The sequence below is a fragment of the Salegentibacter echinorum genome (genome assembly GCF_900129445.1).
Classification (GTDB): Bacteria; Bacteroidota; Bacteroidia; order Flavobacteriales; family Flavobacteriaceae; genus Salegentibacter; species Salegentibacter echinorum.
This window is the reverse complement of the sequence record NZ_FQVT01000004.1, coordinates 231582-245246: the sequence shown is the minus strand read 5'-3', so window position 1 is coordinate 245246 and position 13665 is coordinate 231582. Positions and strand designations below refer to the sequence as shown.

Genomic DNA, 13665 nt, shown 5'->3' with positions numbered 1-13665 from the left:
ATAAACATTAGAAAGAAATGAAAAAAATAATCACAAAATATTTAATATTCGCAGGCATTATCCTTTTCTCAATTAAAGGTATGGCCCAGCAAGACCCTCTGTTCACTCAATATATGTACAATATGAGTGTCATTAACCCGGCCTACGCTACCGATGATCCCGGTATGCTAAACCTGGGGGGTATTTATAGATCTCAATGGCAGGATGTTGACGGTGCACCAAGCACCGCCAACTTCTTTGCCCACACTCCGGTGCGTGAAAGAGTTGAATTAGGTTTAACAGTGGTTCACGATGAAATTGGAAATATTGTAAAAGAAAACAATATCACTGCAGATTTCGCTTATGTACTACCGGTTTCAGAAAGAAGTAAACTTTCCTTTGGTATCAAAGGGGGGCTTACTACTTATGATGCCAACCTAACAGGTTTAAACGTTAACGACCCATCTGACCCCGCACTTCAAAATATAAACGAAGTGCTTCCGGTGGTTGGTGTTGGTGCGTTTTGGTTTGGAGACAACTATTATCTTGGTGCTTCTGTTCCCAATCTTTTTACGTCAAAATATCTTGACGATGCAGAGGGAGTGAAAGCCATTGGTGAAGAAGCGATTCACTATTATTTAACCGGTGGATATGTTTTTCAACTCAACCCAAATCTTAAATTAAAGCCGGCCTTTATGGCCAGAGGAGTTGAAGGTGCACCCTTAGCAGTAGATGTTACTGCAAACGTGTTGTTATATGACAGGTTGGAAGCTGGTGTTGGTTACCGATTTAACGAAACCATTACCGGTTTGGTTAATTTTAAAATCACCCCTTCCCTAAGAGTAGGCTATGCTTACGATCACTTTACTTCAGATTTTGCTACCTATGACTTAGGTGGAACACACGAAATTATGTTGCTGTTTGATCTCGACCTATTTGGACTTACCAAAGGATATGACAAATCACCAAGATTCTTCTAAAAATCGATAAATATGAAAAATTTATATAGTACCCTTTTTATTCTCTTAATAAGCATTACGGCTTTTGGCCAGAAGGCTGAAATAAGAAAGGCCAATAAAATGTTTGCGAAAAGAGCTTACGTTGATGCTGCCAATACTTATGAGAAAGTTGTAGATAAAGACCAGGAAGTTTTACAAAACCTGGGAGATGCTTATTTCTACACGAACCAAATGGAACAAGCTGTCGATGTTTATCAAATGCTTTTTCTAAGACATGAAGCGAATACCGCTCCAGAATATCAGTTTAGGTTTGCACACGCATTGCGCGCGGTAAACAAACAGGATAAAGCCGACGAGTATATGAGTGCTTATACCGGTGAAGATATCAATTATGAGGATTTCGCTAAGAAAATGGACACGGTAAATAAACACGTTTACACTACCAACCAGATCATGAACAATAGTGCTTCAGCAGATTTCGGTATTTCTTTTTACAATGATAGGATTGCGTTTGCTTCTACAAGAAACCAGGAGCGCCCAATTTATCCATGGAACAAGAAGCCAACTTTAGATTTATATAGTGCTGAAATTTCAGACGATGGTGAGTTAAGCGATATCGTATTATTTTCAGAAAATATCAATACAGACCAACATGAGAGTTCTGCTACTTTTAGCCAGGATGGACAGGTGATGTATTTTGACCGCACCAGTGAAGATCGCGTAAAAAATGAAGATGATGTAAAAGTTGCCCATATCAAACTATTTCGTGCCGAAATGGTAGATGGTGAATGGGATAACATTGAAGCACTTCCATTTTCTAGTGACGAGTACTCCACTGAGCATCCAAGCCTTAATGCAGATGGCACAAAACTTTATTTTGCCAGCGACATGCCGGGATCTCATGGTTCTTTTGATATCTATGTAGTTGACGTAAATGAAGATGGGACCTTTGGTGAACCAGAAAATTTAGGAACGGGAGTTAACACAAAACACCGTGAACAATTCCCTCACATTAGTAAAGACGGCGTTCTTTACTTTTCTTCTGATGGTCACCAGGGATACGGTAATTTAGATGTTTACCGAAGTGAAGGAGACTTTACTGAAGCACAAAACCTGGGGAACACTGTAAACAGTGGCCACGATGATTTCGCTTTCGTTGTTGATGAAGAAAACAGCAAGGGCTATCTAGCTTCTAACCGAAGAGGTACAGACAATCTTTATGCCTTCTCCAGGGAAGATTATGTACCACCGGTGGTAGATTATGATGACAGGGAAACCAATCTTGAAACAGGAAGACAACAATTAAGAGATGTTGGTAATATTTACTTCGATTTTGATAAGTCAACAATCAAAAAAGAATCTGAACCAACGCTAGACAAAGTTGTAGCCATCATGAATAAATATCCTGAACTTCAAATTGAAGTTGGCTCTCACGCTGATGCCAGAGGATCTGATAAATATAACATGGGTCTTTCTGAAAGACGTGCAGCTTCTACCTTAGAATACCTTGTTGAGAATGGTATTGACCGCAGCAGGTTAACTTCTAAAGGTTATGGTGAAACTATGCCTCTTAACGATTGTACCGAACCTACAGGTTGTACTTCGAAACAATATGCTAAAAACAGACGTAGTGAATTCACCATTATGAACAATGAATAGTGAAGACTATGAATGCTGAAGAAATGGGCAGACAAAACTAAGTCTTACCAGGTTGACTACTAACTAACCAACCAAATGTGAAAAGCCCCGGAAAATTTTCCGGGGCTTTTTTATTTCTAAGAGCTTTAGTTTCACATCGCGTTAATAATATCGCGAATTGTCACTCAAGACCTTCCCCCACCTTCTTTCCTACCGCCTTCGCGGCCATCGAAAGGTTCAAAACAGCCTGCAGGGTAAAGAACCCTTATTCTAAAATAAAAGATTCCCCTCCTAATTCCTAGAGCCATCGAGATTATCGCGACGGGATCACGACTCATTATAACCGTTGTCGCTTTATTAAACTACAGACTTTTTTAATCAAAATTAATATAGAAATTAACCTGGTAAATATTCTTCATCCAGGCTGGAAAAGACTGCATATTTCCCAACTAACGAATCCCGATTGCCAAATTAATGACTCACGAGCTAAAATACTATTCGGGTGGATATCCTTCTAAAGCTTTCTCGACGATTTCATTAAACAAAGCACGGCGTTCCTGGGGGGAAGCTTTGGGGTTCACTTTAGTTTCTACCACGGCTTGCCATATTAATGCATCTTTTTCAACATTAATAAAATCTATAGTGATTTCAAGAATTAACCTATTACTTTCAATTGGAATTCCGCCAGAAACCCCTACTCCAACATTTCTACCACCGCTTCCTATTCCTATTCCCAGACTACTTCTATTTCTATCAACTCGTTCCTGGGAGTAAGCATTTATATACAAATCTGGTTTTTTAGATTTTGATATTCCTTTTTGTTGCAATTTCTTTTCTAAACTTGCAATAAGCCTGGTCTCATCCAATTGGGAAAGTCCAGATTGGAAATCGGGAAAAAGTTGATAGGTTGTATAAGTACTAAAATTAGTGGTACTATCATAATCATATACTGCTTTGGGCGCATTACAGGAAGTTAAGATTAAACACAAAGCCAGTAATTTTATTAGTTTCATAAGCAAGTATTTTAAGCCAGAAGCACTATTGTGCATATGGCTATTGCCTAAATTTAAGCAAAATTTATTCCGAAGTAGTATAGATTAACAAAATAGAAAACCTTTTAAACTACCTAATTCTAATCATTTTAAAACAGATGTAATGAAGCATCAATCTTTATTATTCAGAAGAAGCTAGAATTTTCGGGAAAACCGCAAAATATAAGTGAACTCATACTATCCACCCATAACAACAAAAATTATGCGGGTTTAAACGACTTGATTTGGATGTATTAGATAATTGAATCGAAATATGTGATCGTCTTTTTCAACCCCTCTTCCAAGGTGATTTTTGCCTCCCATCCATCTAACTTTGCCTTTGCCAATGAAATATCGGGTTGTCGCTGTCTTGGATCGTCCTGGGGTAAAGGCTTAAACACAAGTTTAGATTTTGAACCCACAATTTCAAGAATGTTTTCAGCCAATTGAAGCATGGTAAATTCATTTTGATTACCAAGATTAACCGGCCCCATAAAATCATCAGTATTCATCATACGTATGGTACCTTCAACCAAATCATCTACATATTGGAAAGAACGGGTTTGCTTGCCATCCCCGAATATGGTAATATCTTCTCCTTTTAGGGCTTGCACAATAAAATTCGAGACAACTCTTCCATCATTTGGATTCATGTTAGGCCCGTAAGTATTAAATATTCTAATAATCTTTGCATCTACATTATTTTGCAAGTGATAGTCCATAAATAAAGTTTCCGCACATCTTTTCCCCTCATCATAACAAGAACGGTCTCCTAACGGGTTCACATTTCCCCAGTAAGTTTCTGGTTGTGGATGCACCTCCGGGTCACCGTAAACCTCACTAGTACTGGCCTGAAGGATCCTTGCTTTGATTCTTTTGGCTAGGCCCAACATATTTATAGCACCCATTACCGAAGTTTTTATTGTTTTTATGGGATTGTATTGATAATGTACGGGAGAGGCAGGGCAGGCAAAATTATATATTTGATCTACCTCAATCATAAAAGGATTAGTGAGGTCATGCCTTATTAATTCAAAATAAGGATTATCCATTAAATGAACGATATTCTGCTTATTGCCGGTAAAAAAATTATCAAGACAAATCACCTCATTGCCTTCTCTAAGTAATCTTTCACAAAGATGAGAGCCTATAAACCCTGCTCCACCGGTAATCAAAATTCGTTTCATTATTTGCATACTTATGATGAAAATTTATTAGAGACCATTCAATAAATCTAATCAAAAAATAAAAATTCGCTTACTGTGGTTATCACTATAAACTTCAAAAGTTTCGATACTTCAGAGCAAAGTATATAAGCACTCTAATATATTCTCAATAAAAGTATGAAACTATTTATTTCAAACAATATCCTTATTTAACATTTCCCAAAGCCTATCCTTAAGTTCTGTAAGTCCCTGTTGCGCTACAGAAGAAATAAATAAGTAAGGGGCACCAAGATTTTTATCGAGCTCATGTTTTAATTCCACCTTCAACTCGGCGTCTAGCATATCACTTTTTGAAATTGCAACAAGCCTGTCTTTATCCAACATTTCGGGGTTATATCTCCTTAGTTCATCCAGCAGAATCTCATATTGTTTTATGATATTTTGCGCATCGGCAGGTATTAGAAACAATAAAGTAGAATTTCTTTCTATATGTCTTAAGAATCTATGGCCAATCCCTCGACCTTCAGCAGCACCTTCTATAATACCCGGAATATCAGCTACTACAAAAGTTTTGAAATCACGGTATTCTACAATCCCTAAATTGGGTTTCAAGGTTGTGAATTCATAATCGGCAATTTTGGGTTTTGCCGCAGTAATTACAGAAAGTAAAGTAGATTTACCTGAGTTTGGAAATCCCACCAAACCAACATCGGCAAGCACTTTTAACTCTAGCGTAATATCTACTTCCTCACTGGGAATACCGGGCTGGGAATAGCGGGGTGTTTGATTGGTAGAACTTTTAAAATGCCAGTTTCCTTTTCCGCCCATACCACCTTCAGCGATAAGGTATTCCTTACCGTCTTCTGTGATTTCATGTATAATCTCCTGGGTTTCGGTATCTCTAATTACAGTTCCTAAAGGAACTTCAATATACTCATCTGCTCCTTCGGCACCGGTTCTTCGTTGTTTGGCTCCATTTCCGCCGTGTTCGGCCCTAATATGTCTTTTAAATTTTAAATGATAAAGTGTCCAAAGATTTTTGTCTCCTTTTACGATTACGTGACCTCCACGACCACCATCTCCCCCATCGGGACCACCTTTGGCGATATATTTTTCACGGTGTAAATGTGATGAACCACTACCACCTTTTCCAGATTGGACGTGAATCTTTACATAATCAACAAAATTTCCTTCAGTCATAATTTAAAAAACTAGCTTGTAGCGTTCACTATTTTATTGAAAAAGCGCTACAAGTTATAATAAAAAGTTTCAGTCCGTTTTACAAAAACGGGTTTATTCCTATTGATAATTTTCAGGATCAATTCAAAACAAAATTTATTTTTTCGCCTGCAATTTATCGATCACTTCACTAATACGGGTGGTAATCTCTTCAATAGAACCAACGCCATCTATTCCGTAGAATTTATCCCGCTTTTTATAATACTCCTTTAAAATAGCAGTTTCATCATAATATACTTTAATCCTATTTCTAATTACCGCTTCATCGGCATCATCTTTTCTGCCCGAAGTTTTCCCGCGCTCTAAAAGACGTTTTACCAATACCTCATCATCTAATTCTAAGGCAATCATTGCAGTTACCGCAGTATTCTTTTTTGCTAAAAGTTCTGCCAGGGCATCTGCCTGTGCTTCAGTTCTTGGGAAGCCATCAAAAATAAAGCCTTTTACTCCAATATTCTTATCAACTTCAGCATTCAACATTTGTATCGTGATTTCATCTGGCACCAACTGTCCTTTATCGATAAAAGATTTAGCGTGAACACCTAAATCGGTTTTATTCTTAATATTATGCCTAAAGACATCACCGGTAGAAATATGTACCAGGTTATATTTTTGTTTTAAAACTTCTGCCTGAGTTCCCTTGCCGGCGCCGGGTGGGCCAAACAAAACTAAATTTGTCATGTTGCTTTCTTTAAGTTTATAGACTTCTGTGAGGTTTCTGCCTAAACCATCATAATCCAGGCCGTAACCTACAATAAATTTATTGGGAATATCTATTCCCCTGTATTTTATATTAAATTCTTTTTTGTAAGCTTCGGGTTTGTAAAATAAACTGGCAACTTCATAATCCACTACTTTTTCATCCAAAAGAATCTTATTTATCTCCTGCAAAGTATTACCAGTATCTACAATATCTTCCAATAAGATCACCCTTCTACCTGCTAAGGATTGGTTTAACCCTAAAAGGGTCTTTACCTCTCCGGTAGTATTAGTACCCAGATAAGAACCCAACTTTACAAAACTTACTTCACAATCTCCTTTAAACCTTTTAATTACTTCACTGGCAAACATAAAAGCACCATTTAAAACGCCCAAAAAGATAGGATTATCATTCTGGTAATCCCTGTTTAAATCTTGAGCCACTTTATCTATGGCGGTGTTAATTTCTTCTTCTGAAATATAAGGTTCAAATTCTAAATCGTGTAATTTTACCAAAACTTTATTTTTTTAAAAAGGCAAAGATAAGGATTCTTAACCTGCATTATTCATATTTATCAAGTAGTTTCTCTAATCATATAGGTAAATCCCTCCCAATATCTCATAAGGATTGTTGTACCCATTTTTTTAGGATCAATCCCAAGAACTCGAGATGGTAAAACTTAGTCGCAGTCACGGCATAAAACCAATTTCGCAAATATACCGGGTTAAAAAACCGAACTGCCAGATCTTCATAAGAATAATAGCGCAGCTAAGCTTAACCCGCACAATCCACTTCAATTATGAAAAGTGTTTCTTTAGTGCGGGATATTCCCGAATTATCCCGAGCATTCAGAATCTTTCTTGAGTATCAATCTCGAATTCTTGGGATAGTTGAACTTAATCGCTTTAGACCATTTAGGAATTTTGATGAATAATCCGGATTAAAAATTTATTTTTGCTAAAACTTAATACAATGCTTAATTATTTTTCTTCAAATTTTAGTTTAGGAATTCTAGGTGGTGGTCAACTGGGCAAAATGATGCTCTATGAAACCCGAAAATACGATATTAAAACCAGGGTTTTAGACCCAAATCCAGAAGCTCCCTGTAAAATTGCCTGCGACCATTTTACTACCGGCGACCTTATGGATTACGATACGGTAGTTAACTTCGGAAGAAAAGTAGATGTGCTCACTTTTGAAATTGAAGGAGTAAATGTAGCAGCCCTTAAACAATTAGAACAGGAAGGAATTAAAACCTGGCCTTCGGCTGATACTCTAGAGAAAATTCAGAATAAGGGAATTCAGAAAAATTTCTATAAAGAGCACCAAATCCCAACGGCCGATTTTCAAGTTTTTAAAACCAAAAACGATTTATTAGAAGCCTTAAAAACCGAAAAAATAAACCTGCCTTTTGTTTGGAAAAGCACCACCGGAGGCTACGATGGGAAAGGAGTTTCGGTAATTAAATCGCAGAAAGATCTACAGGAATTAAGCGATGGCGAATGTCTTGTGGAAGATTTAATTCCGTTTAAAAACGAATTGGCAGTGATCGTGGCGCGATCTGTTTCAGGAGAAGTTAAAACCTATCCGGTCGTGGAAATGGAGTTTCACCCCACCGCCAATCAGGTAGAATATGTAATATGCCCGGCAAGGATTGAAGATAAAGTAGCTAAGAAAGCCCGCGAGCTGGCGGTAAAAGTTTCTCAAGCATTTGAACACGTGGGTTTATTAGCTGTAGAAATGTTTCAAACTGAAGAAGATGAAATCCTGGTGAACGAGGTAGCGCCAAGACCTCATAACAGCGGACATTACAGTATTGAAGCCAGTTATACGAATCAATTTGAACAACAAATTAGGGCGATATTAGATCTTCCGCTTGGCAACACCGAAAGTAAAGTTGGCGGAATTATGGTAAATTTAGTAGGCGATGCTGAACACGAAGGAGAAGTGATTTATAAGAATATTGAGCAAATAATGAAGATGCCCGGGGTAACCCCGCATATCTATGGCAAAAAGATCACCAGGCCATTTAGAAAAATGGGGCACGTGACCATTGTAAACGAAGATTTAGCTGAAGCCAGAAGAATAGCCGAAGAAGTTAAAAATTCAATTAAAGTAATCTCGAAAGAATAAAAAACTATGAGCAAGGTAGCAGTAATTATGGGGAGCACCAGCGACCTAAAAGTAATGCAGGATGCAATAGATGTTCTCAAAGAACTCGAACTGGAGGTAGAAGTAGATATCGTTTCGGCGCATCGCACCCCAGAAAAACTATTTGAATATGGCAAGAACGCTCACCAGCGCGGTATAAAAGTGATTATTGCCGGAGCCGGTGGCGCTGCACATCTTCCTGGGATGATCGCTTCCCTCTCCCCGCTTCCGGTTATTGGAGTGCCGGTGAAATCCAGTAATTCCATAGATGGGTGGGATTCTGTTTTATCTATTTTACAAATGCCCGGTGGCGTTCCCGTAGCAACAGTAGCCTTAGACGGCGCTAAAAACGCCGGAATTCTCGCTGCGCAAATTATTGGAACCTCCAACGAGAAAACCTTAAACAATATAATTAGCTATAAAGAAGCACTTAAGAAAAAAGTTGTGGATGGAGCTAAGGAAGTTAGCGGGGCTCAGTAAGCAGTTGGCAGTATTCAGTAAGCAGTTTGCAGTAGCAGTGGGCAGTAAATAGTCTCAATAAATTAGCTAAGGGAAAATCCACGAGGTATATAACAGGAGGGTTATTATGATTTCGAAGCAAACCTTGGAGCTTCCAATATGTTTAGGAATAAATTTCGATTATCGAGTAAAAGAAAAAGCCACGTTCAAAACGTGGCTTAATTGTAGTAAACTCACCTAACTCTGTACAAATTATTTATTAACCATTCTAAATATTTAACCAGAAAAACTCTAAAAGCTACTACAATATCGTATTAAATTAACCCTGAAATACAGGTTTAAATTGTACCCTTTTAACTTAAAAGTTCAGAGCTTATTCTTTTTTCAAATTTTCGAAATGCAAATGTAGGAGATTTTATTAGAAAAATAAGCTTTTGTGTTAAAAAATATAGTCAAAAACGTCAAAGTTAGGTTAAGCAGTTTTAAATGATGGCTCAAGCAGTTTTTATTAAATAAATTTGTCCTGTTTTTATAATCAAAATTAAAGAGCGCTCATGAGCAATGAAAATAACCCATTATTACAGGATTTTAATTATGCACCTTTTTCAAAAATTGAAAACAAGCATTTTAAACCGGCCATTTCAAAAGCTATAGCAATAGCCCGGGAAGAAATAAACGCAATCACAGAAAACCCAGAAGAACCCACTTTTCACAATACGATTGAAACGTTAGAATTTAGTGGCGAGAAGTTAGATAGGATTGCCGGAATCTTTTTTAATCTTAATTCCGCTGAAACCAATGAAGAAATTCAAAAGATAGCCCAGGATGTCTCTCCACTTCTATCGGAATTCAGTAATGATATTATTCTTAATAAAGCCCTATTTGAACGAGTAAAGTCGGTTTACGATAATAAGGATAACTTATCCCTTAACACCGAACAGAAGACTTTATTAGATAGAAAATATAAAGCTTTTTCCAGAAATGGGGCCAATCTAGCTTTAGATAAGCAAAATGAACTGCGAGATCTGGACAAGCAACTTTCTAAACTAAGTCTAATTTTTGGTCAAAATGTACTTGCTGAAACCAATAAATTTGAGTTACACCTTACCGAGGAAGAAGATTTAGATGGTTTACCCGATAGCTTTAAAGACGAAGCCGCCCAGGTAGCTAAAGATCGCGAGAAAGAAGGTTGGATATTTACCTTAGAGTATCCAAGCTATTTACCATTTTTGAAATATGCCAAAAACCGCGAATTACGTAAAAAGATGGCATTGGCTTTTGGTGCTAAAGGTTTTCATAACGATAAACTGGACAACCAGGAGAACGTATTAAAGATTGCAAAATTAAGATACCAAAGAGCACAACTTTTAGGATATCAAACCCACGCTCATTTTGTACTTGAGGAACGCATGGCCGAAACGCCAGAAAAAGTCGAGCAATTTCTTGACGAAATATTAGAAAAAGCAAAACCGGCAGCCGAAAAGGAATTTGCCCAACTTGAAAATTTTGCTAAAGATCTCGACGATATTGACCAACTGCAAAAGTGGGATGCTGCCTATTACAGTGAAAAGTTAAAGCAAAAACTATTTGCCTTAGATGATGAAAAGTTAAAGCCATATTTTAAACTGGAAAGTGTAATTGATGGTGTGTTCACGGTAGCCAATAAATTATATGGCCTAAGTTTTAAAGAAGTTTTCGATATCGATAAATATCACGAAGATGTAAAAACTTTTAAAGTTGTAAATGAAGATAAAAACGAGATAGCACTTTTTTATGCCGATTTCCACCCAAGGCCCGGAAAACGCGACGGTGCCTGGATGACGGGCTACAAACCACAATTTAAAAAAGATGGAAAAATAGAGCGGCCCCACATTTCCATTGTTTGTAATTTCACCAAACCTTCAAAAAATGAACCTTCATTATTAACTTTTAATGAAGTAACCACGCTTTTTCACGAATTTGGTCACGCGCTGCACGGAATGTTGGGTGACACCCAGTATCCAAGCCTTTCTGGCGCGAACGTATATTGGGACTTTGTAGAACTGCCCAGCCAGTTATTAGAAAACTGGTGTTACGAAAAAGAAGCGCTCCAACTATTTGCCAAACATTACAAAACAGGAGAAGTGATTCCCATGGAATTAATTCAGAAAATTAAAGATTCGGCTAATTTCCAGGAAGGAATGTTCACGGTAAGACAATTAAGCTTTGGCTTACTGGACCTCAGTTGGCACGGAGTTGACCCTACGGACATAACAGACGTAAAAGCCAATGAAGACAAAGCTTTTGAACCTACAAAACTCTATCCCAACGTGCCAGAAAACTGTATGAGTACCGCTTTTTCCCATATTTTCCAGGGAGGTTATTCAGCAGGATATTATTCCTATAAATGGGCCGAAGTTTTAGATGCCGATACTTTTGAATACTTTAAGGAGCACGGTATTTTTAGTAGGGAAATCGCCGATAAATTTAAGGCCAATATTTTATCACAGGGCGGAACACAGCACCCCATGACGCTTTATAAAAATTTCCGCGGAAAAGCACCAAAACCCGATGCCCTATTAAAACGCGCCGGCTTAATTTAGCTTGAAGCAAATTAATTAAAGGCACCGTTCAATCATTATTAGAACCAGTGTTTGAGCGGTGCATTTTGATTTTAAAACCAATTATCCATGATTACATTTAATAGAATTTTCGTTAATTTTGATTAGCCTTTTTAAACAAGCCTATGCCAACTCATAAACTCGATCCTACTAAATGGGTTGATAAATATTCAGATTATCTATTTAACTACGCAATTGTTAGGGTTAACGATCGTGAGGTGGCCAACGATTTAATTTCTGAAACTTTTCTTGCCGGGTTAAATTCTAAAGATAATTTTGAAGGTCGTGCTGCAGAACGTACCTGGTTAATTTCTATTTTAAAAAGAAAAATAATAGATTACTACCGGAAAATAAATTCGCAAAAAGGTCAGGCTGAAGTTAGGATAAATTATTCTGATACTGAAAATGAAGGAGACTGGTTGGAAGAGCAAGTAGCCGATTCTTTTGATCGTACTGCAGAAGATGAATTGGAAAACCACGAATTAGGGATGGCTATTTTAGAGTGTCTAGATCAAATAAACGAGAAACACGCGGCTATCTTTAAAATGAAAACTATTGACAATGCAGATACCGAAGCTGTTTGTAAACAATTTAATATTAGTCCGTCTAACCTTTGGGTAATTATTCACAGGGCGCGCACCGCATTGGCTGCCTGTCTTGAAAAAAACTGGTTCTAAATTATGCCGAATACAAATTTTTTTATTTTTAATTGTACTAAAGCAAGAAATTGTTGCGATAAAATACAGTACAACGAGGCAGGAAAAGGTGAAAAAGCTTCTCTTTTATTTCATATTCTCTTATGCAAGCCTTGTAGAAAATATACATCTAAAAACACTAAACTCACGGCATTGCTAAAAAAATGCAGCATAAAAACCTGCACCGAAAAGGAAAAGAAAGCGTGGAAAAATCGCTTAAATAAAGAAATCTCTAAAAAAAACAGCTAACTCCCCACCAAATTAACAACCAAAGTACAGGAATGCCTTCTACCCAAAATGAAGCGAAATAATCTTGCTGATTCGTTTTAGAATATTTTACAAAAAGCCCGGTAACCCCTATAATTAGTAGCAGTGCAATCAATTCTACTAAAACGAAATCCTTCCAAAACTCCAAAAATAAGGTCACTGCCAGTAACAAATATCCGGCAGTTTTTGTTCTTCGCACCCCTATTTGTTGCGGCAATGTTTTTAAAGTTCCCGCGTCAAATTTTAAGTCTCTAATCTCAAAAGGAATGGTAAGGGCGATCACAAAACAAAACTTTTGTAAAAATTCTAATATTAATTGGTTTAATTCCACCTTATCCAGTAGTGGAAAAATAACCGTGACCCCGGCCCAAACCAGCGCGATCACATAAATTTTAATACCACTGGTATTTCTTAAGTTTTGATTATTTTTTCCAGGAGGAATGGCATAAAGTAAGGTAAAGATCCCAAAAACAGCAGCAGCAAATAGTATCTCTAATTTTTGCTGAAGCGCGAAATAAACAAAGCCCAAAAAACAAAGCAAGGAGAACACCTGAATTAATTTTAAATTTCGAGCCAGGCTGCGATGATGTAATTTGGCAATACCTGCATATTTCACAAAATTATAGCCCGTAATACTTCCCAAGAAAATAAAAAGCAGCAGGTTAAAATCTACAACAAGGTTAAATTCAAGAAAACTAAGTAAACTTAGGGATACCACCGCAAACGCTACGTGAATACTGCTGTTTATATAGAAATTTAAAAAACACCGAAAGAATTGCAT

11 protein-coding genes are annotated in these 13665 nt (G+C 37.2%); 6 read left to right on the top strand and 5 right to left on the bottom strand.

The features are described from left to right. Positions 1 to 17 precede the first annotated feature (17 nt). The gene (locus BUA71_RS08920; protein WP_072878820.1) at positions 18 to 959 is read left to right on the top strand and encodes a PorP/SprF family type IX secretion system membrane protein; all 942 of its coding nucleotides are present in this window, start codon (positions 18 to 20) and stop codon (positions 957 to 959) included. Between the two features lie 12 nt (positions 960 to 971). After that, positions 972 to 2597 (top strand): OmpA family protein, encoded by a 1626-nt coding sequence (locus BUA71_RS08915; RefSeq protein ID WP_072878819.1) that lies wholly within the window; start codon positions 972 to 974, stop codon positions 2595 to 2597. Between the two features lie 473 nt (positions 2598 to 3070). Here the strand turns inward: BUA71_RS08915 and BUA71_RS08910 are convergent, their stop codons facing one another. From BUA71_RS08910 to BUA71_RS08895, 4 genes are all read right to left on the bottom strand, one after another. Then, positions 3071 to 3589 (bottom strand): DUF4136 domain-containing protein, encoded by a 519-nt coding sequence (locus BUA71_RS08910; protein ID WP_072878817.1) that lies wholly within the window; start codon positions 3587 to 3589, stop codon positions 3071 to 3073. A 272-nt stretch (positions 3590 to 3861) separates the two neighbouring features. Continuing rightward, positions 3862 to 4794 (bottom strand): UDP-glucuronic acid decarboxylase family protein, encoded by a 933-nt coding sequence (locus BUA71_RS08905; protein WP_072878815.1) that lies wholly within the window; start codon positions 4792 to 4794, stop codon positions 3862 to 3864. Positions 4795 to 4965: 171 nt separating this feature from the next. After that, positions 4966 to 5973, bottom strand: coding sequence for a GTPase ObgE (gene obgE, locus BUA71_RS08900; protein ID WP_072878813.1), 1008 nt, complete (start codon positions 5971 to 5973; stop codon positions 4966 to 4968). 135 nt (positions 5974 to 6108) lie between these two features. Then, positions 6109 to 7227: an adenylate kinase gene (locus BUA71_RS08895; RefSeq protein WP_072878811.1), complete on the bottom strand. Its 1119-nt coding sequence runs from the start codon at positions 7225 to 7227 to the stop codon at positions 6109 to 6111. A 457-nt stretch (positions 7228 to 7684) separates the two neighbouring features. On the opposite strand from BUA71_RS08895, the gene BUA71_RS08890 reads away from it, so the two are divergent. From BUA71_RS08890 to BUA71_RS08875, 4 genes are all read left to right on the top strand, one after another. Next, entirely contained in the window at positions 7685 to 8845 is a 1161-nt protein-coding gene (locus BUA71_RS08890) for a 5-(carboxyamino)imidazole ribonucleotide synthase (RefSeq protein ID WP_072878809.1), read from the top strand. Positions 8846 to 8851: 6 nt separating this feature from the next. Continuing rightward, on the top strand, positions 8852 to 9343 hold the full coding sequence (gene purE, locus BUA71_RS08885; RefSeq protein WP_072878807.1) for a 5-(carboxyamino)imidazole ribonucleotide mutase: 492 nt from the start codon (positions 8852 to 8854) through the stop codon (positions 9341 to 9343). A 533-nt stretch (positions 9344 to 9876) separates the two neighbouring features. Continuing rightward, the gene (locus tag BUA71_RS08880; RefSeq protein ID WP_072878794.1) at positions 9877 to 11904 is read left to right on the top strand and encodes a M3 family metallopeptidase; all 2028 of its coding nucleotides are present in this window, start codon (positions 9877 to 9879) and stop codon (positions 11902 to 11904) included. Between the two features lie 143 nt (positions 11905 to 12047). After that, a complete protein-coding gene (locus tag BUA71_RS08875) occupies positions 12048 to 12599 on the top strand; it encodes a sigma-70 family RNA polymerase sigma factor (RefSeq protein ID WP_072878792.1) in 552 nt (183 codons plus the stop codon). Positions 12600 to 12849: 250 nt separating this feature from the next. On the opposite strand, the gene BUA71_RS08865 is transcribed toward BUA71_RS08875, so the two are convergent. Continuing rightward, on the bottom strand, positions 12850 to 13665 hold the full coding sequence (locus BUA71_RS08865) for a UbiA prenyltransferase family protein (protein ID WP_072878788.1): 816 nt from the start codon (positions 13663 to 13665) through the stop codon (positions 12850 to 12852).